The following is a 26,867-nucleotide window of genomic DNA, read 5'->3' as shown; positions in this document are numbered from 1 at the left end:
CACGCGCGGATGATTGCTGTGCGCCTTACAGCGCGCGATACACCCGCTCTGCCGCGTCGAACACATTGCCCGGTGCAAACTGTTCGCTGAGGAAATGCAGCGACTGCCGGCGCAGCTGCGGCGAACGATCCTCGCCATCGCTGCCCAGCAGGACCTGCTGGAACTCGATCAGGTCCTGCAGGATGCGCCAGTGCCGATACCAGGCGATCCAGCGCGGATCGCCGTGGTCGCTGCCGTAGCCTTCCTCGAATCCCAGTGGATTCTCGCGACCCCAGCGCCCGCCCACAGCGGCACCGATGAACATCAGGTCCCGCTCGCGCGGTGCCAGCGACAGGCCATCCCAGTCGATCAGGTGCAGGCCGCCGTCGTTGCCCATCAGCAGATTGCCGGCATGCAGGTCGGTATGGCACAGGTGCAGCGCCACCGGGACCTCCTGCAACGCCGCGTGCAGCTGCACTGCCTGCGCATGCAGCGCCGCGATGCGTGCGTGCTGCTGGTCCCATACGGAAACAAAGGCACGGCCCAGCCCATCCCTGGCCGCGGCCAGGCCCTCGCCGGCCAACCATTGCCCGACCGTATCAAGCGCTGCGGTTTCCATCCGCAGGCTGGGCAGCGCCTCCTGCAGCTCCGGTGGCGGACATGCCTCGTGCAGGCGCCGCAGCACCTCGCCCAACCGTTGCCACTGCGTGCGACTCAACGCAGCCTCGAAACCCGACTGGCCTTCCACATACGGGAACAGGGTGAACTGCAGGCCCCAGCGCTGCACTGACGCTCCACCAGTCAGGGCCGGCCAGGGCGCGACGATTTCCTCGATGCCCAGCGTACCGCGCAGCCAATGCAGGGTGTCCCAGACGGCAGGGGCAACCTGGTAACTGCGGCATTTCAACCACCATTGCCCGCGCCGTGCATCGATGCGATACACGCTGGCGTTGGCATCGGCACCCACCGGGCGTGGCACCACGGCGTTGGCGGTGATGCCATAGGACTGCTGAAGGACTTCGCCGAGATGCTGCGCCGAAGCGAATGACATGGATGCAAACGGAAAGTATTACCTGCCGCCACTATCGCAGATGCGCGGGCCGAGACACAGACATGTCCGTCACAACATCGTGCCTGCGCGACCAACGTGCTAGCCCGCGATGCGCCGCATCACCGCCTCCAGCGGCCCCCGCGCGAACCGCCAGGACCACAGCCACGCTGCACCGGTGGCCAGCATCAGGAACAACAACGCCCACAACAGCACGGCCGGCAACGAAGCGCTGCCATCGAGCAGGCCCAGCCATTCCAGCGTACCCATGCCCAGCAGGATGTGGCCGACGTACAGGGTGAGGGTCATGCGCCCTGCCGCAGTGAAGGGTTCCAGCCAGTCACCCGGGTGTACCCGCGTGAGCCACAGGCAGGCGGCAATCACACTGCAGGCCGCGCCCGCCCCGGTCAGCACATAGGCAGGACCCGGCGGCATCGGCTGCGTTCCCAGCCATGCCTGCCACGGCGTTCCCTGCGCAAGGCACTGCACACCCTGGCCCGCACCGAGCAGCAGCACGCCCAGCAACAACAAAGCAAGCTGCACCCGCGGCTGCGACAACGGCAGGCGCGCCAGCAGCATGCCCAGCAGGAAGAAGCACATCCAGGGCAGCAGGGGATGGAAGCCGTTGAACAACAGATTGCGCACAGCACCCGGCCAGTTCCAGAGATCGGCATATTCCAGCGTCTGCCAGTTCCAGCCTTCGCTGTAGTTCCAGTGCAGCAGCGCCCAGAACGAAACCACGGCCAACGCCACAATGCTGGCCAGCAGGACGCGCGGCGATGCTCGCAGCCACAGCACCGCCAGCGCGAAATACACCGCGTAGTAGTGCAGGATGTCGGCCGGGAACAGGGTCAGGTTGAGCAGGCCCAGCGCCAGCAGGAACGCCGCACGCCGCCAGGTCTGCATGCTGGCCTGCATCCAGCCCGAGCGCTGCGTGGCCAGTACCAGGCCAAGTCCGGCCAGGGTGACGAAGGTCGCCGAGGCCTTGCCTTCCAGAAGACGGAAGACGCCGGCCAACCAGCTCGTCCCCTCTGCAGGCACGGCCAACGCCAGGCGGAAGTTGACCAGCACCATGCCGGCCAGCGCCAGATACCGCGCCAGATCCAGGCCGTGCAGCCGCCGGTCATCGGCGCTCATGCACGTGATCCCAGCAGCCGTGCCAGCAGCTCGAGGTCCAGCGCGGCGTCCTCCGCGTTGCCGGCTTCACCCAGCCCCCGACGCAGCGCATCGCTTTCGATCGCATCCAGCAACACCTGCGCCTGCAGTGCCGGGGCCAGCGCAGGGCGCCACCGCTCGCGCCGCGCAATGCCCTGCAGCGCATCGCCCAGCACCTGTTGAAGCTGCCTGCGGTTGGCCGCGAAGGCCTCGGCTACGGCAGGGTTGCGTGCACTCTCGGCCAGCACCTCGACCGCGAGCGTTGCCCACGCCGGTTGCCGGCACAACGCGTGGAAGTCCTGCAGGAATACCAGTACCTGCGCGCGCTCGCCGTCGGCCGCCGCCAGCCGCTGCAGCATCGGGGCCAGTTCCTCGCTTTCGGCCACGGCCACCGCAAGGATGATCGCCTCCTTGCCCGGGAAGTGGTTGTAGAGATTGCCCAGGCTGACACCGGCCGCCTGCGCGATGTCGCGCATGCTGGTCTGGTGGAACCCCTTGGCGAGGAAGCACTGCAGGGCCGCCTGCTGGATCAGGGTCACGCGCTGCTCATTGCGGTCGATTCGGCTCATGCCGCAGATAATGAACGAACGTTCGTCCTTTTTACAGAATGAAGAGGCCCGCCGGCAGGGCAGCGTTCAGCCCTGCCCCGCGCGGCTTCAGAAGAACTCGTCGAGCAGACGATAGAACGCCAGCCGCCGTTCGTCGGCCACAACGCCATAACGGCGGAACAGCGGCGCGACCCACCGGGTGTCGCCGAAGTTGTGGACCAGGCTGCGCGCGGCCAGCGCCAGATCCTGGTAGCGATCGGCCACGCCCAGCCGGCCACAGTCGATGAAACCGCTGAAACAGCCCTCGGCTGCCAGCAGGTTCGGCAGGCAGGCGTCGCCATGGCTGACCACCAGATCCTCGTGATCAGGCCGGGTGGCGCGCAGTTCGGCGAACACCTGCTGCGCGCTCTGCCCCAGGCGCTCGTCATCGAAGTCATCGGCGTCGACCAGGCCGGCCTCGACCCGAGCCTGTGCGGCCTGCAGGCGCAAGGCCAGCCGCTGGTCGAACGGACAGGTCGCCACCGGCAGGGCATGCAGGCCCCGCAGCGCATCGGCCAGCAGTTCCACCAGGTGCTGGGGCGCGAGCGCCGGCGACGAGGCCAGATCGTGGCCGGGCAACGCACTCATCAGCAACCAGCGCCGCCCCGCCTCCTCGGCGGTAGCGATCACCGTCGGCGCCAGCTGGCCGTGCGCCTTCAGCCAGCGCAGGCGCGCGATCTCATCGCCCAGCTCACTGAAGGCGTCGATCACTTCCGACTTCAGGAAGGCATCGGCCTGGCCCGGCCGATGCACGCGGGCAACATCCGCACGCGACACACCGATCGATTGCCGCTCGATGCGCGCATCGGCCAACGCCTCCTGCCACGCCCACGGCAGCGGCATGTCATCAGTGATGGATTTGGGTGCTTCCATGCCGAGGTGTTCCTGTTGCCGGTGACCCCACGGATTCTCGCTCATCCTGCATGGACCGCAGCCAACAACAACGCGGAAAGGTACATGCCCAGGCCGAACACACTGTGCGCCACCAGGCTGCGCAGGCGCGCCTTGCCCGGCGCCGGGGCCTTTGAAGCGGCAATGCCCGCACCCATGCCCGGCTGCAGGATGAGGAACGGTGCGGCGACGCTGAGGATGCCGAAGGCCAGCGCCGGCCACAGTGTCGGCGCCTGCACCCAACCGTTCCCCACCACGGCCAGCAGCAACGCGGCGAAGACCACACCGATCACGTAATGCGCGGTCCAACCCAGCGCGCGCTCGCCACTGACCGCTGCCGACCGGCCGATGCCATCGTGGCGGAAGCGCCCGCGCGGCAGATGCCCCAGCCAGCGGCCCACCATCGCGAAATCCAGCGAGGGAATGCCGAGCAGCCGCCGCTGCACCAGCGCCCACAGGTCCATCACTGCGGTCGCTCCCACGCCGACTACCACCGAATCCATCACGAATGTCGCCAGGCCAGTCATATCGCGAACCTTCAATTATTTGCTTGAATGATAGAACGATGCTAGCGTGCGCCGCATGAACGCTGCAACAGAGCCACCGCTCTCACCGCTGGAAGCCTTGGCCGAAATCGCCCGCACGCTCGGCCATGCCCATCGCCTGGCCCTGCTGGAGCACATCGCCCAGGGCGAACGCGCAGTGGAGCGCCTGGCCGAACTGACCGGGCTGTCGGTGGCCAATACCTCCCAGCATCTGCAGCAGCTGCGCCGTGCCGGCCTGGTTCAGACCCGACGCGATGGCAAGCGCATCCTCTACCGCAGTGGTGAGGGTCCGCTGGGCAACCTGCTGGCCGCGCTGCGCGACTACGCCGACCACCAGCGCAGCGAGATGCACGGCGTGATCCACGACAGCCTGCAGCGCCGCGATGCTCTGGAAGGCCTGACCGTCGAGCAGCTGCTGGAGCAACGCGACAGCGTGGTACTGCTGGACGTGCGGCCGCGCGAGGAATTCGATCTGGGCCACCTGCCCGGCGCGCTGAACATTCCCGTTACGGAACTGCGTGCACGGATGGACGAACTGCCGCGTGCCGTCCACATTGTCGCGTACTGCCGCGGTCCCTACTGCGTGCTGTCCAACGATGCGGTGGCGATGCTGCGCGAGGCCGGACTGACCGCGCAGCGGCTCGCCGCCGGTTACCCCGAATGGAAGGCCGCAGGCCTGCAGGTTGAACTGCCCCGACACTGAGCGAACCGTTTGTCATGGATGATGGGATTTCCCCGTTGATCGATGCTGCCTGGCAGCGCGTGTTCGCCGGCCAGCGCACGTTGCAGGAGGGGCCGCAGCTGCACCTGGCGTGCAGCGATGATGTCGATGAGGGTGAGGACGGCATGCTGTTACAGCCGGTCGCGGGCCCCGCCCGAGCGCTGTTGCGTCCTGCCCTGGCCGCTCGCCTGCAACTGCGTGCGCAACCGCATTGGACACTGGCGCAGCTGCAACAGCGCTTGCAGCAGCTCGGCCAGCATACGCACGGCGCGGATCGTGTCTTCTACTTCCCCACCGCAACACTCGCCGCCCTCGCCGAACACCCTGCCCCACCACATATCCGCCGCCTCGGCGCGACCGACGCGGCAGCGTTCAACGCGTTCCAGGCCACGGCCAGCGAGGACGATCTCGATGCCGCATGGGTCGAGCTGGATCACTGGCAGGTGTTCGGTGCCTTCGACGGCGAGCGCCTGGTCGCTGCGGGAAGCATGTACCCCTGGAGCCTGGATCCAGCCTTCGCCGATATGGGCGTACTGACCCTGCCAGAGGCCCGCGGTCGCGGGCACGCGCGCCAGCTGGTACGCGCCATGGCCGTGTCCGCGCGCGCGGCCGGGCTGCAGCCGCAGTACCGTTGCCAGCTCGACAACACCGCCTCGATCATTACCGCCGAACGCAGCGGCCTGCGTGCGTTCGCCGATTGGGACACCATTCTGGCGGCCGACTGAGGCCGCCGCAGCACAACAAGGAAGCAACATGAAATTGATGGTCATCGGCGCCAGCAGGGGCCTCGGTCGAGCGTTCGTCGAAGGCCTGTGCAGTGCGGGCGACACCGTCATCGGCGTTTCGCGCAGCCGCCCGCGCGACCTTGAATGCCCCGAGGGCGTCACCCTGCAATGGATCGAAGCAGACCTGTCCCAGCCCACTGCGGCGGCCGACCACATCGCAGCGCAGGCACCGGCCGATATCGATGTGCTGATCCACAACCTGGGTATCTGGGAAGACAAGGCCTTCAGCAACGAGTACGCCTTCCTCGATGAAAGCGATGCGGCACTCACGCAACTGGTCGACGTCAACATCACCGCGACCCTTGTACTGCTGCAGCGCCTGCTGCCCCGCGTACTGGGCGCAGCACGCCCGCAGCTGGTGCTGACCGGTTCGACCTCGGCCCTGCCGCGCAGCGGCCGCCCGGAAGTGGCGTTCGGCGCCTCGAAGTTCGCCCTCAACGGCATCGCCGATGCGCTGCGCGAGGGCTTCCGGGATCGCCGGCTGGCGGTGACCAGCCTGCAGCTGGGCTACCTCAACACCGACGACGCCTTGTCGGTGCCGGTGGCCGAGGCCGCAGCGCGCGGCGACGGTGAGCTGGTGCCGGTCCATGATGTCGTGGCGATGGTGCGTGCACTGCTGCAGCTGTCACCGTCCGGTTTCGTGCGCGAACTGGTACTGCCAGCCATTGCCGACCCGCGCTACTGACCCAGGTGGACGATGTCGGGTAGCATCAGTGGCCGCGCGCGCGGCCGTGGTTTACCCTGCTCGTCACTGGCCGTCGGTCACAGGCGGGAACCTGCTATGGATGCGCTTTCACGGGTCTCGGCCCAGGTCCTGGACAGCGCCCTGCCCAGCCTGCCGCTGTACCTGCTGCAGGCCACCGCAGTGATCGGGATGATCGGCGTGCTGCTGATCGCCACCCGGCGCGCCGGGCACGCCATTGAAGGCCGTCGCCTGTATGTCGGCGTGGCGCTGGGCCTGATCTACCTGTTCAATTCCTGGTTCGTGGCCCGTTACACCCAGGGTGTGGTCAAGCTGCACCTCGGCTTCGACATCCTGCTGGTCAGTGGCCTGCTCGGCGGTTGGCGCGGCGGCCTGGCCTGCCTGGCCGCCGCCCTGCTCGCCCGCTACCAGTTCGTCGGCGCCCAGTTCTTCCTGCCTGCCGGCCTTGAGGCCGCGTTGCAGATGCTGGCCGGCGTCTGGCTGCGCAGGCGCCTGCACCCACGCATGCTCAACGAGCTCTCGCCGCGCATGATCCTGCAGGCCTGGGGCGTGCGTATCGCCGTCACTGCGTTGGGCCTGGCACTGGGCGTAGCAATCATCGGCGCCAATCAGCTGCCGGTGGAAGAGTTGGCAATCCAGCGGCTGCTGGCACTGCCACTATCGCTGCTGATGCTGGGAGCGGTGTTCGCGCTGGTCTACAACGATGCCCAGATCGATGCGCAGCGCCAGCGCGAACAGGCCTGGCTGCGCGTCGACCCGATCAGCGGCCTGCCCAACATGCGGGCGCTGGGCGAACGGCTGCAGCATTTCTGGCGCGACAACGACGGCCTCGGCAAGGCCTGCCTGGTGGTGGTCGAAATGGGCAACCAGCGCGACCTGCGCCTGCGCTACGGCCCGCTGCAGGACAATGGGCTATGGCATCGCGATACGCCGGCGGAGGTCCACCGGTTGCTGCCGTCGCTTCCAGTGGACGATGTGGAGGTCTACCAGTTCGGCGACGCCGCGCTGGCAATCCTGGTACGCGGCATGTCATTGACCGAGCTGCGCATCCAGGCCCATATCACCGAGCTGGCCTGCAATCTTGCCGACCGCGTCGGCCGCGACTGGCCGGGCTTCCGACCACTGTTCCGCTGCGCGGTGGTCGAGCTGAAACCACCGGGCGCCACCGACGAAGGTCACCTGCCGTTCCGGGCGATCACCCTCGCACTGAGCGCGATCGAATCAGGCGTCGTGTTCTTCGATGACCCGATCCAGCGCGACAGCGAGATCGATGCGCTGATCGAAGTCGCGCTCGAGCGCTGGCTGCAGCAGGGGGACGCCCCCCTCTGCTACCAGCCCAAGCATCGCCTGCGTGATCGCCAACTGGTCGGCGCCGAAGCACTGCTGCGCATGCGCGATGGCGAAGGCCGGCCGATTGCACCCATGCGGGTGATCTCGCTGCTGCGCCGGCAGGGCCGGCTTGCGGACCTGGAGTGGGCCACGCTGCAGTCGGCGGTGCACTTCCTGCAGCACTTCCAGCAGGACGGCGCGGCGCTGACCATCGCAGTCAATGTGTCAGCCGAATCCCTGCGCCTGCCCGACTTCGGTCTGCGCCTGCAGGAGCTCCTGCAGCTGCACGACATCCCCGGTGCGATGCTGCGGCTGGAAATCGTCGAGTGGACCGAGATCGTCGAGCGCGACGTGGTCGATGCCAACATCGCACAGCTGCTGGCGGCCGGGGTCACCCTGTCGCTGGATGATTTCGGCGCGGGCTATTCGACCCTGATCCTGCTTTCGCAGCTGGCCATCGCCGAGGTCAAGATCGAGCAGGCGTTGATCGCCACACTGTCCGATGCAAAGTCGCAGTCGATCGTGCGCTTCATCGTCGAAGTCGCGCACCGCTGCGGTGCGATCGTGGTGGCCGAAGGCACTGAAACCCTGGCGCAGGAACAGCAACTGCGCGCACTGGGGGTGGATGTCGGCCAGGGCTATCTGTACTCGGCGGCGCTGCCGGCCGACGAGTTCCGTCGCTTCGCTGCCAGCTAGACGGCGTAGAACCCCAGGAACATCGCCACCGCCGATTCGGCCACCCGCGCGCGCTCCTGTTCGTTCAGCGGTGGCTGCCCCATCGTCACCTGCGGCCAGAACGCGAAGCTCTTCACCAGCCCATGCAGCTGGTGGCCGGCGAACTCCGGATCGACTTCGCGCAGCCGGCCATCGGCGATTGCGGCGCGGATCCAGGCGCTCTCACCACTTTCCTTCTCGCTCATGCGGCAGACGATGGCCTGCGCCCGCTCCGGTGAGTGGATGATCTCGGCCATCGCCACCCGCGCCAGGTCGATGAAATTCCCGTCGCTGAGCAGGTCCAGCTTCTGGCCCAGCAACTGCAGCAGCTGCGCCTGCAACGGCTGGTCCGCGCGATACGGCAGTGCGTCGCTGGCCACGCTGCGCTCCCACAGCTCCTCGAGGATCATCGAGAACAGCGCTTCCTTGCCCGGGAAGTGGTTGTAGACGGTGCGCTTGGAGACCCCGGCCACTTCGGCGATGCGGTCCATGCTGGTCGCCTCGTAGCCCGATGCACGGAACTCCTCCACCGCCGCACGCACGATGGCTTCGCGTTTGCGGTCGGTCAGGCGTTGCGGGGCACGGGGCATGGCGGGAACCAGATAACTGAACGGACGCCACCATTTTACACCCGGCAGTGTACTTTTGAAAAACGCGAAACTACACTGTGCAGTGTACCCAGCGGACGTCACCCATGAAGCGCCTGCTCCTTGTCCTTTTGCTTGGAATCCTCGCCGTGACCGCCTACACCTTCTGCAAGTCCTGGTCCCTCCCCGACTTCCCCGATTCGCCGCAGTACCGCGACGGCAAGTTCCGCAATGCCCTGCCGCGTCCGGCGATGCGCCTGCGCGATGGCGCGGAGATCTGGTGGACGTTCCTGTTCAACAAGCCCAAGGGCACCGTGCCCGCTCATCCGATTCCGGTGAAGCCGCTGGACCGCGCCACCCTGGATGCTGCACCGGATCGCAGCCTGTTCCGGCTGGGCCACTCCACGATCCTGCTGAAGCTGCGTGGCCAGTACTGGCTGACCGACCCGGTGTTCTCCGAGCGCGCCTCGCCGGTGCAGTGGATGGGGCCGGCGCGCTTCCATGCACCGCCGATCAGCATCGACGCGCTGCCGCCGATCGCCGGCGTGATCCTCTCGCACAACCACTATGACCACCTCGACCATGCCGCGGTGATGCAGCTGGCCGGCAAGACCGCGCGCTTCATCGCCCCGCTTGGCGTGGGCGACCAGTTGATTGCGTGGGGCGTGGACGCGCGCAAGGTCGAGCAGCTGGACTGGTGGCAGTCGACCGAAGCCAGCGGCCTGCGCCTGACCGCCACCCCGGGCCAGCACTTCTCCGGCCGCGGGCTGGGTGACAGCGATCGCAGCCTGTGGGCGTCATGGGTAATCCAGGACGGCGACTTCCGCATCTTCTTCAGCGGCGACACCGGCTACTTCGATGGCTTCAAGGCCATCGGCGAGAAGTACGGCCCGTTCGACCTGACCATGATCGAGACCGGTGCCTATGATCCGCGCTGGGCGTTCGTGCACATGCAGCCCGAACAGACCCTGCAGGCGCACCTGGACCTGCGCGGCAAGTGGCTGCTGCCGATCCACAACGGCACCTTCGACCTGGCCCTGCACGAATGGCAGCAGCCCTTCGAGCGCATCACCGCATTGGCGGCCGCAAAACATGTTCCGGTGGCCACGCCGATGATGGGCGAAGCGCTGGACATGCAGGCGCCGCAGGCGGGTACGCGCTGGTGGGAGATGGTGGAGCTGTAATGCGGTGGGCTCCGACTGTGGCCGCCGCTACGTCTTCGGGTGAAGCCTGCGCCCTTCCCGGGCCAGATTGAGCTGCAACGCGGCAGCGGCGAGTTCCGTCATTTCCACCGTGACTTTGTCGCTGCCACGCGCTCGCAGCCAGCCGAGAATATCGACGAGGTGCCAGATCGAGGTCGAGCCGTCGTGCACCGGGGACGGAAACGACTGCGGGTTGGCCAGCATGAGCTTCCGCATGTTCTGACGCGACATTCCGACCAGGTCTGCGACGTCAGTGAGCCCCACCAGATCGGGGCTCACTTCAACCAGCTCGGCACCTGGCACGGCCCGCTGCACATCGTCCAGCGCCGAACGCAGGGCAGCCCCTGCGTTTTCCGCTTCGCGGCAGAAAGCCAGGGCCAGCCTCCCCGGTAGCCCAAGGCCCACAAGCGCGTCGTCACAGCCGCCTTCGGCCAGGCGCTGCTCGAGGACACCGATTTCATCACCTGTGTCCGCCAGGCGGTACTTCAGGGTGAAATTGAATTCCATGACTGCCCCCATCGCTTCTGACCAAGCCTGATCTCATTGCTCACGACTGCAGTTCTCGACCACACGCCGTAAGGCCCTTGCATGATTGCTGCCACTACGCGGCGTGCTCCAGATGCTCACGATGCAGAATTCCCCACATCGGCAATCGGTGTCGTTGTACGGGCAGTACATCCGGCCCCACGCGTGGCCGCCCGCAATGCGGAGCCTCCACCCACGATCCTCCGCGAACTGCAACGCCGCTTCGATGTCCTTGTCTGGATGACGCGCTCGAGACATTCCCTGTTCTCCGCAGTCTGCACACGGCACACGCAGGTTGTCAAATGACAACCATCAAAAGGACCAACCCCGATGTGACCCTGGCCGAACCGCGCTACACGTCCAGAGCCACATCCGTCAGCGCTTCCGCGATGCTAGCGCCAGCGCCCGGCGGCGCTGCAGTGCGTCATGTAACCGATTACATCCCTTGCTAGCGTAGCGCTCGCCCGATTCCGGTCGAACCTGCGAGGCTGTCCGTAATGACGTTGCGCGCCGAACGCTCCAAGGTCTCCACGCCGCTTTTCCCGTTGCATCCTGCCGCTGCCCTGCTGTTGGCCGCGCTGGCCTTCAGCGCACAGGCACAGACTCTCCCCCCACGTAGCCAATGGCAGGCCAGCGCCTCCTCGCAGCAGGTACCGGCGATGGCGATCAGCCACCTGATCGACGGCGACCCCAAGACCGTCACCGGCGGTGCCTTCAGTCCCGGTCACTGGTTCCAGATCGACCTCGGCGCGCCGGCAATGCTGGCGGGCGCACGCCTCACCTGGGATGTCTCCAATCCAGAGGGCTATTCACTGCAGACCTCGCTGGACGGCACGCAGTGGCAGACCGCGTACACCATGGCCGATTCGCTGGGCGACGTGGAAACGCTGTACTTCGCGCCACGCCAGGCGCGCTACCTGCGATTGGCCAGCCCGCAGCGCACGTCCGACTGGGGCGTGTCGATCTTCGAGATGGAGCCGCTGGACAGCACCCTCAGCGCACGCATCAGCGGTGTCGATGCAACACGGGCTGCGGCGCTCTGGCAAGGCGGTGGCATCGTCGCGGTTCCAGCCGGAAAAGGTGGATCGCATACGCTCGAGATCACGCTGCCTCGCGCCCAGTCCACGGCAGGTCTCGCGGTCGACTGGGTCGATGGCGGGCGCGGCGCCGCCCGCTTGCAGGCGCAGGACGTACAGGGCCGCTGGCAGGACCTCGCACACGATGCACAGGCGGCCAGCCATCGGCAGAGTTGGCTGGCTGCTGACACGGCACAACCTCTACGCGCATTCCGCCTGAGCGTGGACGGTGCTGCCCCGCAGATCGCGCGCCTGCGCCTGCTTGGCCCGAAGGCGGTGATGACGCCAATGAAGCGTTACCAGATCGCCGCCAGCGGTGCACAGCGCGCGTTGTTCCCCGCCTCGCTGCAGATGCAGCAGACCTACTGGACTGCGGTCGGCGTGCACGCGGGCCGGCAGAAGTCGATCTTCGACGAGTACGGCAACATCGAGGCCTTCAAGGGCGCACCGCTGGTGCAGCCGATCTGGCGCAATGCCGAAGGCAGCGCAACCGGGGCCGCAGGGCAGAAGGTGCAGCACGCGCTGCGCGACGGCTGGAAGCCGATGCCGTCTGCCACGTGGGCACCGCAGCCGGGACTGGAGCTGCGCAGTGAGGTGTTCGCCATCGAGCGCGATGGCCAGCCGGTGACCTTCCTCCGTCATCGACTGCACAACACCGGCAGCACCGCGATCGACGGCACGCTGGCCTTGGCGGTACGACCGATGCAGATGAACCCGCCATGGCAAAACGGCGGGCTGTCGCCGATCCGCGAGGTCGCCGTCGAAGCCAACACGGTGCGCGTCAACGGCCGCACGCTGCTGCGCTCGCTCACGCCGGTGGATGCTGCCGGCGCCGCGCCGTTCGGCAACGAAGGTGCAACGGAAATCACCGCCGGCATCGCAGCCGGGCGTCTGCCTGCCACCCAGCAGGCACGCGATGAGCAAGGACTGGCCGCGGCCGCATTGAGCTACCGGATCCGCCTTGCGCCCGGTGCCAGCGATGCGGTGGTGGTGGCGTTCCCACTCGGCACCGCCGCTGCCGATGCCAACGGCGTGCTGCCGGAGCCCCCCGCGCTCGACCTTTCCTCGCTGCCTCGCGACGGCAACGATGCCTTTGACACCCTGGCCAACCAGGCCTCGGCCGATTGGCAGGCGCGGCTGGGCCAGGTCGGCCTGCGCCTGCCCGATCCCTCGCTGGTCGACATGCTGCGCGCGCAGGCCGCCTACATGCTGATCAACCAGACCGGCCCAGCCATGCAACCGGGCCCGCGCAACTACAACCGCTCCTTCATCCGCGATGGCATGGCGACCTCGGCGGTGCTTCTGCGCATGGGTGAAGCCCGCGTCGCGCGTGATTACCTGGCCTGGTACAGCGCGCATGGCGTGCATGCCAATGGCCTGGTTTCACCGATCCTCAACGACGATGGCAGCGTCAATACCGGCTTCGGTTCGGACATCGAGTACGACAGCCAAGGGCAGTACGTCGCGCTGGTGGCCGATGTCGCCCGCCTCGATGGCGGGCCCGAGTCGGTACGCGACTATCTGCCGAAGGTGAAAGCGGCGCTGCGCTTCCTGCAGGAACTGCGCGAACGCACGCTGGTGCCCGGTTACAAGGCCGACCAGCCGGCGCCGGAGCGATTCGCCGGCATTCTTGCGCCGTCGATCAGCCATGAGGGCTATCCGTCGCCCACCCACAGCTACTGGGATGACTACTGGGGCCTGAAGGGCTGGCACGACGGTGCATGGCTGGCCGAATCGCTCGGCGACCACGAGACCGCACGCTGGGCGCGCGAGCAGTACAAAGCGCTGTACGACGCCCTGCATGCGTCGATCCGCGCAACGATGGCGTGGAAAGGCATCGACTTCATTCCTTCCTCCGCGGATCTGGGCGATGGTGATCCCACCGGCGTATCGATCGCGCTGGATCCCACCGGCGCGCAGAGTGTGCTCCCGGCCGAGGCGCTGCGAACCACCTTCGCCCGCTATCTGGACGATGTGCGCAAGCGCGGCCAGCCCGGCGCGCTGTACGCCTACACGCCCTACGAAATCCGCAACGTGCTGAGCTATGTGCATCTTGGCCAACCGGACGTGGCTGACGAGCTGTTGCAGGGCCTGCTTCACGACCGGCGCCCGCTTGAGTGGCAGGTTCTGGCCGAGGTCGTGCACTCGCGCCTGCGTTTCCCGCGCTACCTGGGCGACATGCCGCATACCTGGATCGGCGCCGAGTACGGGCGCACACTGTTCGGCATGCTGATGCGCGAAGACGATGATGCGTTGTCATTGCTGCCGGGCACGCCGCCGTCTTGGGTGGCCGGGGATGGGTTGGCGGTGGAGCGCCTGCCGACCGCGTATGGCACGTTGCAGATGCAGGCGCGGCAGCGCGACGGCACGCTGACGGTCACGCTGGGCAAGGGCTTGCGCAGCGGGACGGCGGTGAAGGTCTGGTGGCCGTCGCGCACGATGCCGAAGACGGTGCGTGTGGATGGACGCAGCGTTTCCGACTTCGATGCCGAAGGCGTGCGTTTGGCAAAACCGTTCCGGACGCTGGAAGCGCGTTGGTAGAAAGCAGCGGTAGCGCCGGGCCATGCCCGGCGTCGTCTACAACGCCGGCAACCCCGGCGGATTGGTCTGCGACTGCGGCACCGCTTCCTCGGCCACGTTCCAGCGTGCCAGCGCCTGGGCATAGGTGCCGCTGCCGATCTGGGTGTTCAGTGCCTGTGTCACCGCGTCGGCCAGGCCGCTGCCCTTGCGCGTGGTCACCGAGATCGCCGCGGCGTTTGGCCAGCCGCCGGGGAACAGCCCCACCCGCCGCACTTTGCCATCGCGTGCCGAGTATGCGCCGGTGGCATTGGGCTCGAACGAGACATCGGCGCGGCCGGTGATCACCGCCAGCCGGCCGACCACGGCATCATCGAAGTACTGGTACTCCACCGGCTTCAAGCCAGCGGCGATGTTCTGCTGGTCCCACTGCCGCAGGATCTGGTCCTGGTTGGTGCTGGCACCGACCACCACCTTCAGCCCGGCCACGTCGGCCGGCTTTTCGATCTTCTGGATCGGCCCGTCGCTGCGCGTATAGATGCCGAGCAGGTCGTAGCGGTAACTGGAAAAATCGAACTTCTTCTTGCGCTCCTCGGTCACCGTCACGTTCGACAGCACCGCATCGTACTTGCCTGATTCCAGACCCAGCGGCCAGTCCGCCCACGCGACCGGCACGATCACCAGCTTCAGGCCCAGCCCGTCGGCAATCAGCCGTGCGATGTCCGGCTCGATGCCGACCACGTCCTTGCTGTCGGCGCCATAGTCGGCCAGCGGCAGCTGCCCCGGATGGGTCGCCACGGTAAACGTACCAGGCGTGACAAAGCGATAGTCGGCCGGGATCAATGCCTGCGCCTTCGGGTCGAACGTGCCCTTCAGCACGGCCGTGTTCGCACCGGCCAGGCTGGTCGCGACCGCAGTGCTGGCATCCGGTGCCTGCCGCACGCGCGAGTAGACGATGCCGGCAATGCCGATGACCAGCACGCCCACGACCAACAGGGTGCTGCGCGAGGGGCGACGCGGTGCTGCAGGGCTCATGGTGTTCCTTTCGCAGTTACAGGGTCTTGGCCAGGAAATCGGCGGTGCGTTGCTGGCGCGGACGTTCGAACAGCGCCTCGGGCGAGCCCTGCTCGATCACCCGCCCCTGGTCCATCATCACCACATGGTCGGCCACGCGGCGGGCGAAGCTCAGCTCATGGGTAACGATCACCAGCGTGGTGCCGGAACGGGCCAGTTCCTCGATCACGCTCAGCACCTCGGCCACCAGTTCCGGATCCAGCGCCGATGTGGGTTCATCGAACAGCAGCACCTTCGGCTGCAGCGCCAGCGCGCGGGCGATCGCGATGCGCTGCTGCTGGCCACCGGACAGCTGGCGCGGGAAGGCATCGGCCTTGTCGGCCAGGCCGACCCGTTCCAGCAGCGTGCGCGCCTGCTGCTCGGCCTGCGCGCGCGGCACGCCACGCACCGCGATCGGTGCCTCGATGATGTTCTCCAGCGCGGTCAGGTGCGGGAACAGGTTGAAGCCCTGGAACACCATGCCCACCTCGGAACGACGGCGGCGGATCTCGCGCTCCGGTAGCTCGTACAGGGTGTCGCCATCGCGGCGGTAGCCGATCAGCTGGCCGCCGACGGTCACGTAACCGCCGTCGGCGCGTTCCAGATGGTTGATCAGCCGCAGCAGCGTGGACTTGCCGGCGCCGGAGGGACCGATCAGCACCGTCACGCTGCCAGCGCGCAACTCCAGGTTCACGTCTTCCAGCACCGGCTGATCACCGAACACCTTACCTACGCCATGCAGCGACACCGATGCCCCCTCGCCCGCTTCAACCTGCGCGGCGATGCGCGGGCGGCTTGCCACACGCGGCGCAGCATCACTGGATGACCGCACCGGCGACGATACCCGCGACACCGAGCGCTCGCGCTGCAGCTGGCCACGCGCAAAGCGCTGCTCCACGCGTCGCTGCAGCAGCGACAGCACGGTCAGGATCACCAGGTACCAGACCGTAGCCACCATCAGTAGCGGCACCACTTCCAGGTTGCGCCGGTAGATCACCTGCACGGTGTAGAACAGCTCCGGCAGCGCCAACACGTAGACCACCGAGGTGCTCTTGGCCAGGCCGATCACATCATTGAACGCCGCCGGCAGGATCGAACGCATCGCCTGCGGCAGGATGATGCGCCGCACCTGGCGGCCACGTGGCAGGCCAAGCGCGGCCGCGGCCTCGTACTGGCCGTGGTCGACCGACAGAATGCCACCGCGGATCACCTCGGCCGAGAACGCGGCCTGGTTCAAGGTCAGGCCCAGCACTGCGGCGGTGAACACGCCGATCAGCTGCGTGGTCGGGTACGAGAACAGGCTGATGCCGGTGAACGGCACGCCCAGTTCGATGGCGCTGTACAGGTAGCCCAGGTTGTTCAGCAGCAGCAACAACACCAGCAGCGGAATCGAACGGAACAGCCATACATAGCCCCACGACACCGCCGACAGCAACGGCGAGCCGGACACGCGGGCCAACGCCAGCAAGGTACCCAGCGCGAAACCCAGGCCGGTACCGAGTGCGGTCAGCAACAACGTACGGCCCAGGCCTTCCAGCACCGGGCGCGCGAAGAACCACTCGGCGAACGTGGCCCAGCCCCAGCGTGGATTGCCCAGCACGGATTGCAGCCCGATCAGGATCAGCGCCAACGCCAGAAGGGTTCCGACCACCTGCAGCGGATGCCGCGCCGGCACGATCTTCAACGCCGGTGCTCGCGCCGGGCGTGCGGCAATGCCATCCAGCGCGGTCGAAGGCGTGCTCATGCGTGGGCTCCGTGCAGCACGGCCTGTGATGGCACAACGACCGGCGCCGATACGCTCAGGTGCTTCTCGAACGGCAGATGCGCGATGGTTTCCGGGTCAGCCTGCAGGTCGAACAGTGCGGTGTAGCCGTGGCTGAGGTACAGGCCGACGGCTTCAGGCTGGCGGAAGCCGGTGGTCAGGAACACCCGCCGGTAGCCTTGGCGCGCCGCCTGGTCTTCCAGTTCCTGCAGCACGCGCCGCGCGATGCCTTGGCGGCGCAGCCCCGGCAGCGTCCAGATGCGCTTGAATTCGGCGGTGTCTGGATCGCGGTGCGGCATGAAGGCGCCGCCGGAGATCGCCACACCGTCGCGCAGCAGCAATACGAAGGCACCCACCGGGGCAGCAAAGGCCTGCGCCGGGTAGCGCTGCAGCTCCTCGCGGGCGCTGCCACCGATGCGTCGGCGCACGTCGGCGTAGCGGCTGTCGTACTCCTGCTCCAGGCCGTCGAACAGCGGCCGCGCCAGTGGATCGTCCACCGAGGTGTAGAGGAAGCGTTCGTTGCTGCTCATGCCACGTCCTTCACCAGATAGTCTTCAGCCAGCCGCGCCCACAGGCTGGCGGCGGGTGCGATGGCGGCGTCGTTGAACACATAGCGCGGGCTGTGCAGCGGAGCGCTGTCGCCGTTGCCGACGAATACGAAACTTCCGGGCCGCGCCTGCAGCAGGAAAGCGAAATCCTCACTGGCTGTGCGTGGCGCGAACGCCGGCACCACCTGTTCGGCACCAAATCCCTGCACAGCGACCTCGCGGATGTAGGCGGTCTGCTGCGGATGGTTGATCACGCTGGGGAAGCCGCGCGGGAACTCGATCTCGGCGCGCGCACCGAACGCGGCAGCGGTCTGCTCGGCGACCTCGGTAACACGGCGCCGCAGCGTATCGCGCACTTCCGGCAGGTAGGCGCGCACGGTCAGCTTCAGCTCGACCACGTCCGGAATCACATTGGCGGCCTGCCCGCCGTGGATCGAACCGACGGTGACCACGCCCATCTGGCGTGGATCGACATTGCGCGACACCACGCTCTGCAGCGCGGTGACGATGTGCGCTGCCGCCAGGATCGGGTCGACACTGCCCTGTGGCTCGGCACCGTGGCCGCCCTTGCCGATCACCTTCAGCCGCGCCCAGTCCACCGACGCCATCGCTGGGCCATCGACGAATCCGAAGTGGCCCACCGGCACACCCGGCCAGTTGTGCAGGCCATAGATCGCATCCACCGGGAAGCGTTCGAACAAGCCATCGGCAATCATCTTCGAAGCACCCGAGCCGGTTTCCTCTGCCGGCTGGAACACCAGCTGCAAGGTACCGTCGATATCGCCGTGATGGGCCAGGTAATGCGCGGCAGACAGCAGGATGGCGGTGTGCCCATCGTGGCCGCAGGCATGCATCACCCCCTCGGTCTGGCTGGCATAGGCCAGGCCGGAGTCCTCGTGGATCGGCAGTGCATCGATGTCGGCGCGCAGGCCGAGGCGACGGCTACCCTGCCCGCGTTGCAGCGTGCCGACCACGCCGGTGCCACCGAGGCCGGTGGTCACCTCATAACCCCATTGCTGCAGCAGCTCGGCCACACGTGCGCTGGTGCGGTGCTCCTCGAAGGCCAGCTCTGGGTGCCGGTGCAGGTCATGACGGATCGCGATGGCTGCCTCGGCGCGTGCCGCGATTTCAGGTAGCACACCCGTCGTTGCCGGGTTCCGCTGGGCATCGCCCGGTGCTGCCGCGCTTTCTCCGCTCATCGCCTTACCCTGCCTTCCGCGCCGGCTCGGCGTCGGTCGAGTGGCGGCTGGCCTTGTACGGCAGGCCCAGATGCGCGCGCAGGGTCTGCCCTTCCAGCTCAAGCTGGTGGTAGCCGCGCGCCTGCAGGATCGGCAGCACCTGGGTCACGAAATCATCCAGGCCTTCGCGCTGTGCAGCGAAACCGAGAATGAAGCCGTCGCTGGCGCCGGCATCGAACCAGCGGATCAGCTCATCGGCCACGTGCTCCGGCGTGCCGATGAAGTTCGGCCGCGGGCTCACCCCTTCCAGTGCCACCTGGCGCAGGCTCAGGCCCTTCTCGCGCGCGTCCTGCTTGATGCGATCGGTGGTGGAACGGAACGAATTACTGCCGATGTCACCCAGCTCCGGGAACGGCGCATCCGGGTCGTACTGGCTGAAATCGTGATGATCGAAGAACCGGCCCAGATAGGCCAGCGCATCCTCCAGCGTCGCCAGTGCGGCAATTGCCTGGTACTTGGCCTCGGCCTCCTCGGCCGTGCGCCCGACGATGGGGCCGATGCCCGGGAAGATCTTCACGTCGTTGCCGCTGCGACCGTGTGCGATCGCCGAGTTCTTCACCTTCTGTGTGAACGCGCGGGTCTCCTCCAGCGACGGCGAATGCGTGAACACCGCATCGGCGTACTTGCCAGCCAACGCGATGCCATCGTCGGACGAACCGGCCTGGAAGATCACCGGCTGGCCTTGGGGCGAACGCTGGATGTTGAGCGGCCCTTCCACCTGGAAGAAGCGCCCCTTGTGGTCGAGGCGGCGGAACGTCTCCGGCGCGAAGAACGTACCGCTGTCGCGCTCGCGCACGAAGGCATCGTCGTCCCAGGAATCCCACAGCCCCTGCACCACCTCCAGGTATTCGTCGGCGATCTGGTAGCGCAGTGCATGCTCGGGGTGTGGGCGGCCGTAGTTGCGGCCCGAGCCCTCCAACGGCGACGTCACTACGTTCCAGCCAGCGCGACCGCCGCTGAGCAGATCCAGCGAAGCGAACTGGCGGGCCACGGTGAACGGGTCGCTGTACGAGGTCGACAGTGTGCCGGCCAGGCCGATCTTCCTCGTTGCCGTGGCCAGCGCCGACAGCAGCGAGATCGGCTCGAAGCGGTTGAGGAAGTGCGGAATCGACTTCTCGTTGATGTACAGGCCGTCGGCCACGAAACCAAAGGCGATGCCGTTGTCCTCGGCGGTGCGCGCGATGTCGATGTAGAACTGCAGGTTGACGCTGGCGTCGGGCGGATTGGACGGGTGCTTCCAGGCATGCATGTGGCTGCCGGGGCCCTGCAGCATGATGCCGAACGGAATGTGGCGCGGGGTCGTGCTCATGGGAATGGCTCCTGCAGGTCAGGCCACCGCCGCGCGCGGCGCGGGCGACAGCAGTTCAAGGGATGTCAGGCGCGCGTCGAGATCGGCCACCGGCGCATCGAGAATGAACTCGCCCACGCCGAAACGCCGGTGCAGCGCATCGAGTTCGTCACGCACGTGCTGCGCATCACCGGACAGCACGCTGGGGCGCGTTTCCTCGATGCGGAAGTCGGCCACGCCCACCTGGCGCGCGTACTCTGCAGCCGCCTCGGGGCTGGGCAGGTTCACCGTCTGCCCGGGGCCGAGGTGCAGCTTGTGGACGCGCAGCGCACCGATATGACGCGCTGCTGCTTCGGCAGTCGGCGCGGCGAAGGCTACCGTGGCCAGCAGCGGTGGCTGCGAGGAGACGTTGCGGTAGGCGTCGAACGCGGCCTCGATGTGCTTCGGGTCGCCATCGAAGTGCGCGGCGTAGACAAAGCGCCAGCCCAGTTCGGCCGCCTGCTTTGCGCTCTGCGGGCTGGCCCCGAGCAGGAAGCGTTCCGGTGCCTGCTGCGGAATCGGCCGCGCCAGCGCCTCGGTGTCTGTCCCCGACAGATAGCCTTCCAGGTCGCGCAGTTGCTGATCGAAGTCGGTGAACGCCGGACGCCCGGCCGCCAGCGCGGCGGTCGAGGCCGGCAGGCCACCGGGGGCCTTGCCCACGCCCAGATCGACGCGCCCTGGCGCCAACGCTGCCAGCAGGTTGAAGTTCTCCGCCACTTTGTAGGGCGCGTAGTGGCGCAGCATTACCCCACCACTGCCGATGCGGATGCGCCGGGTCTGTGCCAGTACCCACGCAGCCAGCACTTCCGGTGCCGGGCTGGCCAGCGTCGGCGCAGCATGGTGCTCGGCAAACCAGTAGCGGTGGTAGCCCAGCTGCTCGGCGCGCTGCGCCAACTGCAGGCTGTTGCGCAGCGCCTGCTCTGGCGAGGCACCCTCGGCCACCGGGCTCTTGTCCAGCACGCTGATCTCATAGCTCATGGTCGCGTCCTCGCTCAGGGGTGGGCCACGGGTATGCCGAGCAAGCCGTTCAGCGCGGCCAGGATCGGCTCGGCACCGGAGATGTACTGGCGGTCCTGGTGCGCGCCGCTGGCCAGGTCGCTGCGCACGCCCTGCGGCAGCACCAGCTTCGGCAGCGACTGGTCCTGCTCACCGATCTCGGCGATCACCTCGCGGCGCGGCCGCGCGAAACCGATGCGGCGTACATCCAGCTGCGCGTCCAGGCCATCGATGCTCGACAGCGCGCCCTCCAGCAACAGGCTGTGCCGGCAGAAGAAGCGCTGGCCGGGGATCTGGCCGTCCTCGAACTCGCGGTCCAGCAGGAACAGGATGGGTTTGCTTGCTGCGTCGAAAGTCACTGGAGTCGTCCTTATCGGGGCCGGCAATGCGATGCCGCTTCGATATCGATGCTAGAGATGCCGGCGGTCGATGCAGCGATGCCTGGCGACAATCGGCGGTCAGATCCGGTCATGCTGATGCGGCGTGGCCATAAGCAAAGCGCCGCCGGTTATGGCTTCAGGCGATGCGCCGCAGCGGCGCCGCTACCGCCAGCCCCTGCGTAGCCAGATGCCCGGCCGCACGCTCGGCCGCCAGCGCGATGCGTGCCTGCAAGGCTGCACTGTTGATGTGCTCGCCCTCGAAGTCGGCAGGCGTGGCATATACCCCGACCGGCAGCGTGTGCGCCTGCAGGAAACTGAACAACGGCCGCAACTGGTGGTCGATCACCAGCGCATGGCGCTCGCTGCCTCCGGTTGCCGCCAACAGCACGGGCGTATCCACCAGCGCCTCCAGCTCGATGAAGTCGACCAGGTGCTTGAACAGCCCCGGATACGAACCGCGATGCACCGGCGCGGCCACCACCAGCAGTTCGGCGGTCTCGATGGTCTGCAGCACCTGTTCCACCGCCGGCTCCACTTCAGCGCGCGACAACGACTGGCCCAGCGAACGCGCGATCGGCGCCAGCTCCAGCAGGTCCACGCTGGCATGCATCCGCTGCTGCAGCGACGCCAGCAGATGCCGTACCAGCAGCAACGTGCGCGATGTCGCCGAACTCGTCGTCGACCCGACCAATGCAACCACCTTCAATGCAGAAGACATGACCCGCTCCTCGGTAGCGCCGGGCCGTGCCCGGCGACGTTTCGCCTGAACCTCAAAACCGGTAACTGACCCGGCCATACCAGTAGGCCCCAATGTTGCTCAGCACATCGCCGCTGTCCCAGGTGGTCTCGATGCTCGCCACATCGGTCGCGCTGCGCGCGTACTCCGGCACCTTGCGCGTGCGCTTGTCGAACACGTTGTTGATGCCCAACGCCGCGCTCCAGCCCGCACCCAGTTCCACGCCACCGGACAGGTTGGTCACCAGCACCGGCGGCTGTTTGTATTCCACGCCGTTGTTCAGTCGCTTGATCGGGCCGTAGTAGGTGAAGTCCAGGTTCGAGCGCCAGCGCCCGTCCTGCCAGCCCAGCCCAGCCACCTGCGTGTAGCTGGGCGTGCGGAAGCGCAGCGCGTACTCGCTGGACTTGGTCAGCAGGTTGATGTTCGGCAGCCCCTGCAGTGCCGCCGGAATGTCGCTGACCTTCTGGATGGTGGTGCGGCCGACGTTGGCCGCGTAGCTCCAGCGCAGCTTGCCCCACGCGGTGTCCTGGTTTGCCTCCAGGGTCAGCTCGACACCGCGCGTACGCGTGTTACCCACGTTGGTGAAATAGCTGGCATAGAACGCATCACCCGGCAGGATGCTGATGCCGGCCGAACCCAGCAGCGCATCGATCGTGCTCTTCTGCGCCGCACTCAGCACCGTGCCGCTGTTGTCGGTGATGCGCGCCGGATCCTGCGCGTTGTAGCCGATCTGGCTGGACTGCCCGAGCTGGCCGCGGATGTCGATCTGATAGGCATCCACTGCCAGGTGGAACGCCGGGCTCGGGTCCCAGGTCACGCCAAGGCTGTAGTTGGTGGCCTTCTCTGGCTTCAGCGGCGTGGCACCCAACGCAACCGCCGCCGGCGAAGACACCTGCGCCACCAGCGTGGTCCCGCACGGGCAGCTGCCGGTGGCCTGGTAGTACTGCGCGCCCAGGCTGGGTGCATGGAAACCGTTGCTGACCGTGGCACGTAGGCCCAGCGCGTCGGTGAAGTCGAAGCGGGTGGTCAGGCGGCCGGTGGAAACGCTGCCGAAATCGGAATGGTCTTCCCAGCGCGCGGCAGCATCCAGGTACCAGCGCGAGGTGATGTTGGTGGCCGCACCCGCGTACACCGCTTTGCTGTTACGGGTGGCCTTCACCGCGTCCGCAATGGAATAGCCGACGAAGGCCGCCGCACCGAAGCCGGTGTACGACTCCCACTGCCCTGCCCCGCGCTCGTACTGCTCGTGCTGATACTCGGCGCCCGCGCTCACCTCCGCCGGCGAAGCAAACGCCGCCACCTCGAAACCTCGGCGCAGGTCCAGGTTGGCGATGCCCTGCTGGTAGTCCAGCTTGCCGTCATAGAAATCAGTGGGCGACCCGGGGTACGGCAGCGAGTAATTCACCGAATTGCGCGTGTAGGTGCGCACCGTGCTGCGGTTGCCGGTCAGGCTGGCGTCGTAATCCCAACCCGCGATCTGGCCTTTCACACCGGCCGTACCGGTGTACTGCTTCTCCTTGGTTTCCAGCACTGGCAGGAAGCCATCGGGAAACACGCCCAGCACGCCGGGGGCCTTGTAGGTGGTGAAGATGGTCGCCGGCAGGCGGAAGTTCTGGATCGCCTGCGCGGCGCGATCGCTGGCCGTGGCATTGGCGTAGAACTGCGCGCTCTCACCCAGGCCATGCCCCACGTTCACCGCGAAGGCCTTCAACGCATACGACGGCGAGCTGAGGATGGTGTTGGCCTCGGCATTTCGGTTGGCCTCGGCTGGATTCGGCGTGGCACCTGCTGGCAAACGATTGTTCGGCCGCAGCGCCACCAGATTGCCGCTGCCATCCACTGCCGGATAGCTCAGGTAGCCATCGATGTAGCGCCGGGTGCGGATTGCATGATGCTGGCGGGTGGTCTCACCAGACAAGTTGACGAAGCCATCCTCGCCCCACGGCAGGCCGACATTGGCGCGCACGCTGGTACGCGAACCATCACCATCGATGCTCTGCCCGCTCTCCACCGACACATCGCCACCGTGCGCCTGCGATTTCAGGATCACGTTGACCACGCCGGTGATCGCATCCGAACCGTAGATGGCCGAAGCGCCATCGCGCAGCACTTCCACATGGTCGATGGCCGAGACCGGAATCAACGCCAGGTCAGCCCACGCATGGCCGGGGAAGCCGCCCCCATTGGCACCACTTACATAGGCGCTGGCATTGCGGCGCTTCCCATTCACCAGCACCAACGTGTAGCCCGGCGACAGGTTGCGCAGCTGATAGCCGCGAATGAGGCTTTCCTGATCGCTCTGGTAACCGCCGATCTGGCTCAGCGACGGCAAGCTGCGCTGCAGCGCTTCCAGCAGGTTGCCCTGCCCGGTAGCAGCGAGGTCCTCGGCGGAGATCACGTCGATCGGTGTAGAGCTGTTCTTCACCGTACGCGTGCTGGTGCGTGAGCCGGTCACCACCACCGCATCCAGCGTGGATGCAGCAACGTTGGCCGTCGCCGCGGTGGTGGCAGGATCTGCATCGGCTTCAGCCGCATGGCTCGGTGTGGCGGCGAGAATGGCTGTGATCAGAACAGCAAGAGTGCTCAGGACAGGGGCGTGGGCGGCAGGCATGGGGGCTCGTGGGGGTGGGCCGGAAACACGCTTCCATTCAAGGGCCTGTTCACCCACGGCGACAGGCGGGATCGCGTCACCCAACCGTCATATCCGGCCACCCACATGACCGCTGGTAATGACGTTAGGCGGCCCCGGCCTCCATATACCCCGCAGGCATCACCTCATGCCCGCGCACCACTCCGCGCCGCGCACCTCCACCCGTAGCATCAAGCCATGCCCAGCCCACCCGCCGATCCCACCGCGCCGCTCGTCGCCATCGTCGCCTGCCATGGCCAGGGGCTGTTCGAGTTCGGCTGTGCGGTGGGCCTGTTCGCGCCGATAAGGCCCGAGCTGGGCGTGGCCTGGTACCGCACCCAGCTGTGCGCGGGCGAACCCGGCACGCTGCGCATGCTCGGCAGCACCCAGATGCAGCTGCCCTACTCGCTCGACGCCGTTGAAGACGCCGACATCATCGTCATCCCCGGTTGGCGCGAACCCAGTGAACGTCCTCCACAGGCCCTGCTCGATGCACTGATCCGCGCCCACGCACGCGGCGCACGCATCGCTTCGATCTGCTCCGGTGCCTTCGTGCTGGCCTGGGCCGGGCTGCTCGATGGCCGCCAGGCCACCACCCACTGGCGCCTCACCGAAGCGCTTGCGCGGGAGTTCCCGCGCATCGACGTGCGTGAGGACGTGCTGTACGTCGACACCGGCAGCATCATCACCTCGGCCGGATCGGCCACCGGCATGGACATGATGCTGCACATGGTGCGCAAGGATTACGGCGCGCGCGTGGCCAACCTGGTCGCCGAACGGCTGGTGTTGGCACCGTGGCGTGATGCCGGACGCAGCCAGCGCGTCAGCCGCGCCATTCCCCATGGCGAGCCCTCGCGCCTGGCAAAACTGATGGAATGGATGCGCCGCAACCTGCGCGAGCCGCACTCGCTTGGCAGCCTCGCCGAGCAGGCCGCACTCAGCCAGCGCACCCTGCAACGGCAGTTCCTGGAAGCGACCGGCCTGTCACCCATCGACTGGCTGATCCGCGAGCGCGTGGCCTTCGCCCGTGAGCTACTGGAAACCACCGACCGGCCCTTGCAGTGGATTGCCGAGCAGGCCGGTTTTGGTTCGCAGGAATCGTTCCGTCGCCACTTCCGTGGCCAGGTCGAGGCCAGCCCGACCGAATACCGCAGCCAGCACCGCAGCGGGATTGGTGCGGATCGGCTGGTCGGCTGCTGATTCCAGGTAGTGCCGGCCGCTGGCCGGCAGCACGCTGCGACCGAATGACGCAGCCACTTCAGAGCTGTCGCCCCAGCAGCATGCCCGGCCAGCCGTCCACGTTGAACGGCGCGATGCGCGTATAGCCGCAAGACTCATAGAAGCGCACCAGGTCACCGTTGCCACCGCCGTAGCAGTCCACGCGCAGATGGTCGAACCCGGCAGCCCGCGCCTGCTCATCGGCAAAGGCCATCAGGCGGCGGCCGATGCCACGCACGCGCACGTCACGCGAGGCCACCAGTACCCGCACATACAGTTCCGGCCCGGTGGGTGCAGGCACATAGGGCATCGACTCACCCAGCGCCAGGAACGCGCGCGCATCACCCTGCTCGTTCTGCGCAACCCATGCTCCCGGCAGCGCGCACGCATCGGTCACCTGGGTGATCCTGCGCGGCATCGTCGACCACGGCTCACTGCCCCATTGCTGCACATTGCCGATCGATACGAACCATTCGATGACTTCGTCGAAGAGCGCCAGCACCGCAGGGGCATCGGCCTCGCTGGCACGGCGGACGTTCAAGATGTCCTTTCCTGTTCCCGTCATACGTTCCACGCCTGTCATGCCATGAACCCCAGTGAAGGATAGCCGCGATCG

The 26,867-nt window shown here is 67.1% G+C and carries 25 protein-coding genes; 7 read left to right on the top strand and 18 right to left on the bottom strand.

Annotated features, from left to right (window positions below):
- Positions 1-25 precede the first annotated feature (25 nt).
- The 5 genes from CCR98_RS09275 to CCR98_RS09255 form a co-directional block, all read right to left on the bottom strand.
- Complete coding sequence (locus CCR98_RS09275) at positions 26-1,030, bottom strand: aminoglycoside phosphotransferase family protein (protein ID WP_087922359.1); 1,005 nt, start codon at positions 1,028-1,030, stop codon at positions 26-28.
- 99 nt (positions 1,031-1,129) lie between these two features.
- Positions 1,130-2,164: a heparan-alpha-glucosaminide N-acetyltransferase domain-containing protein gene (locus CCR98_RS09270; protein WP_087922358.1), complete on the bottom strand. Its 1,035-nt coding sequence runs from the start codon at positions 2,162-2,164 to the stop codon at positions 1,130-1,132.
- Entirely contained in the window at positions 2,161-2,751 is a 591-nt protein-coding gene (locus CCR98_RS09265) for a TetR/AcrR family transcriptional regulator (protein WP_087922357.1), read from the bottom strand. The genes CCR98_RS09270 and CCR98_RS09265 overlap by 4 nt, the downstream gene beginning before the upstream one ends.
- Positions 2,752-2,838: 87 nt before the next feature.
- Positions 2,839-3,642, bottom strand: coding sequence for an APH(3')-II family aminoglycoside O-phosphotransferase (locus tag CCR98_RS09260; protein ID WP_087922356.1), 804 nt, complete (start codon positions 3,640-3,642; stop codon positions 2,839-2,841).
- 41 nt (positions 3,643-3,683) lie between these two features.
- Positions 3,684-4,187, bottom strand: coding sequence for a DUF2938 domain-containing protein (locus CCR98_RS09255; RefSeq protein ID WP_087922355.1), 504 nt, complete (start codon positions 4,185-4,187; stop codon positions 3,684-3,686).
- A 55-nt stretch (positions 4,188-4,242) separates the two neighbouring features.
- Here CCR98_RS09255 and CCR98_RS09250 point away from each other — a divergent pair, with 55 nt between their 5' ends.
- The 4 genes from CCR98_RS09250 (at position 4,243) to CCR98_RS09235 (ending at position 8,439) form a co-directional block, all read left to right on the top strand.
- The gene (locus CCR98_RS09250) at positions 4,243-4,908 is read left to right on the top strand and encodes a metalloregulator ArsR/SmtB family transcription factor (protein WP_087922354.1); all 666 of its coding nucleotides are present in this window, start codon (positions 4,243-4,245) and stop codon (positions 4,906-4,908) included.
- A gap of 14 nt (positions 4,909-4,922) precedes the next feature.
- A complete protein-coding gene (locus CCR98_RS09245; RefSeq protein WP_087922353.1) occupies positions 4,923-5,651 on the top strand; it encodes a GNAT family N-acetyltransferase in 729 nt (242 codons plus the stop codon).
- Between the two features lie 28 nt (positions 5,652-5,679).
- Positions 5,680-6,396, top strand: a complete 717-nt coding sequence (locus CCR98_RS09240) for an SDR family oxidoreductase (protein ID WP_087922352.1) — start codon at positions 5,680-5,682, stop codon at positions 6,394-6,396.
- A 96-nt stretch (positions 6,397-6,492) separates the two neighbouring features.
- Positions 6,493-8,439 carry an EAL domain-containing protein gene (locus CCR98_RS09235; protein ID WP_087922351.1) on the top strand — a complete coding sequence of 649 codons (1,947 nt, stop codon included), beginning with the start codon at positions 6,493-6,495 and terminating at the stop codon, positions 8,437-8,439.
- Here CCR98_RS09235 and CCR98_RS09230 read toward each other — a convergent pair.
- Positions 8,436-9,047: a TetR/AcrR family transcriptional regulator gene (locus CCR98_RS09230; RefSeq protein WP_087922350.1), complete on the bottom strand. Its 612-nt coding sequence runs from the start codon at positions 9,045-9,047 to the stop codon at positions 8,436-8,438. The genes CCR98_RS09235 and CCR98_RS09230 overlap by 4 nt on opposite strands.
- Positions 9,048-9,151: 104 nt before the next feature.
- Here CCR98_RS09230 and CCR98_RS09225 point away from each other — a divergent pair, with 104 nt between their 5' ends.
- Positions 9,152-10,228 carry an MBL fold metallo-hydrolase gene (locus CCR98_RS09225; RefSeq protein WP_087922349.1) on the top strand — a complete coding sequence of 359 codons (1,077 nt, stop codon included), beginning with the start codon at positions 9,152-9,154 and terminating at the stop codon, positions 10,226-10,228.
- 27 nt (positions 10,229-10,255) lie between these two features.
- Here the strand turns inward: CCR98_RS09225 and CCR98_RS09220 are convergent, their stop codons facing one another.
- Positions 10,256-10,753 (bottom strand): DNA-binding protein, encoded by a 498-nt coding sequence (locus tag CCR98_RS09220; protein ID WP_087924163.1) that lies wholly within the window; start codon positions 10,751-10,753, stop codon positions 10,256-10,258.
- A gap of 33 nt (positions 10,754-10,786) precedes the next feature.
- On the bottom strand, positions 10,787-11,029 hold the full coding sequence (locus tag CCR98_RS21390; RefSeq protein WP_087922348.1) for a hypothetical protein: 243 nt from the start codon (positions 11,027-11,029) through the stop codon (positions 10,787-10,789).
- 239 nt (positions 11,030-11,268) lie between these two features.
- Between CCR98_RS21390 and CCR98_RS09210 the strand changes: the two genes are divergently transcribed.
- Positions 11,269-14,388, top strand: coding sequence for a discoidin domain-containing protein (locus tag CCR98_RS09210; protein ID WP_087922347.1), 3,120 nt, complete (start codon positions 11,269-11,271; stop codon positions 14,386-14,388).
- 36 nt (positions 14,389-14,424) lie between these two features.
- Here the strand turns inward: CCR98_RS09210 and CCR98_RS09205 are convergent, their stop codons facing one another.
- The 9 genes from CCR98_RS09205 to CCR98_RS09165 form a co-directional block, all read right to left on the bottom strand.
- Complete coding sequence (locus CCR98_RS09205; protein ID WP_087922346.1) at positions 14,425-15,399, bottom strand: ABC transporter substrate-binding protein; 975 nt, start codon at positions 15,397-15,399, stop codon at positions 14,425-14,427.
- Between the two features lie 16 nt (positions 15,400-15,415).
- Entirely contained in the window at positions 15,416-17,161 is a 1,746-nt protein-coding gene (locus CCR98_RS21385; RefSeq protein WP_087922345.1) for an amino acid ABC transporter permease/ATP-binding protein, read from the bottom strand.
- Positions 17,158-17,709, bottom strand: a complete 552-nt coding sequence (locus tag CCR98_RS09195) for a GNAT family N-acetyltransferase (RefSeq protein WP_087922344.1) — start codon at positions 17,707-17,709, stop codon at positions 17,158-17,160. The genes CCR98_RS21385 and CCR98_RS09195 overlap by 4 nt, the downstream gene beginning before the upstream one ends.
- Positions 17,706-18,926, bottom strand: coding sequence for a M20 aminoacylase family protein (locus CCR98_RS09190; protein ID WP_087922343.1), 1,221 nt, complete (start codon positions 18,924-18,926; stop codon positions 17,706-17,708). Before CCR98_RS09190 ends, CCR98_RS09195 begins: the two co-directional genes overlap by 4 nt.
- Positions 18,927-18,930: 4 nt before the next feature.
- Positions 18,931-20,274, bottom strand: a complete 1,344-nt coding sequence (locus CCR98_RS09185) for an LLM class flavin-dependent oxidoreductase (RefSeq protein WP_087922342.1) — start codon at positions 20,272-20,274, stop codon at positions 18,931-18,933.
- Positions 20,275-20,292: 18 nt separating this feature from the next.
- Positions 20,293-21,270, bottom strand: coding sequence for an MsnO8 family LLM class oxidoreductase (locus CCR98_RS09180; RefSeq protein WP_087922341.1), 978 nt, complete (start codon positions 21,268-21,270; stop codon positions 20,293-20,295).
- 14 nt (positions 21,271-21,284) lie between these two features.
- Positions 21,285-21,647 carry a DUF3088 family protein gene (locus CCR98_RS09175; RefSeq protein WP_087922340.1) on the bottom strand — a complete coding sequence of 121 codons (363 nt, stop codon included), beginning with the start codon at positions 21,645-21,647 and terminating at the stop codon, positions 21,285-21,287.
- 157 nt (positions 21,648-21,804) lie between these two features.
- Entirely contained in the window at positions 21,805-22,386 is a 582-nt protein-coding gene (gene msuE, locus CCR98_RS09170; protein ID WP_087922339.1) for an FMN reductase, read from the bottom strand.
- 52 nt (positions 22,387-22,438) lie between these two features.
- The gene (locus CCR98_RS09165; protein WP_087922338.1) at positions 22,439-25,015 is read right to left on the bottom strand and encodes a TonB-dependent receptor; all 2,577 of its coding nucleotides are present in this window, start codon (positions 25,013-25,015) and stop codon (positions 22,439-22,441) included.
- Positions 25,016-25,231: 216 nt separating this feature from the next.
- Between CCR98_RS09165 and ftrA the strand changes: the two genes are divergently transcribed.
- Complete coding sequence (ftrA, locus tag CCR98_RS09160) at positions 25,232-26,233, top strand: transcriptional regulator FtrA (RefSeq protein ID WP_087922337.1); 1,002 nt, start codon at positions 25,232-25,234, stop codon at positions 26,231-26,233.
- Positions 26,234-26,291: 58 nt separating this feature from the next.
- Here the strand turns inward: ftrA and CCR98_RS09155 are convergent, their stop codons facing one another.
- Positions 26,292-26,816 carry a GNAT family N-acetyltransferase gene (locus CCR98_RS09155; protein WP_087922336.1) on the bottom strand — a complete coding sequence of 175 codons (525 nt, stop codon included), beginning with the start codon at positions 26,814-26,816 and terminating at the stop codon, positions 26,292-26,294.
- Between the last annotated feature and the right edge of the window lie 51 nt (positions 26,817-26,867).

The organism is Stenotrophomonas sp. WZN-1, from assembly GCF_002192255.1.
Classification (GTDB): domain Bacteria; phylum Pseudomonadota; class Gammaproteobacteria; order Xanthomonadales; family Xanthomonadaceae; genus Stenotrophomonas.
This window is presented reverse-complemented; position numbering and strand designations above follow the sequence as displayed.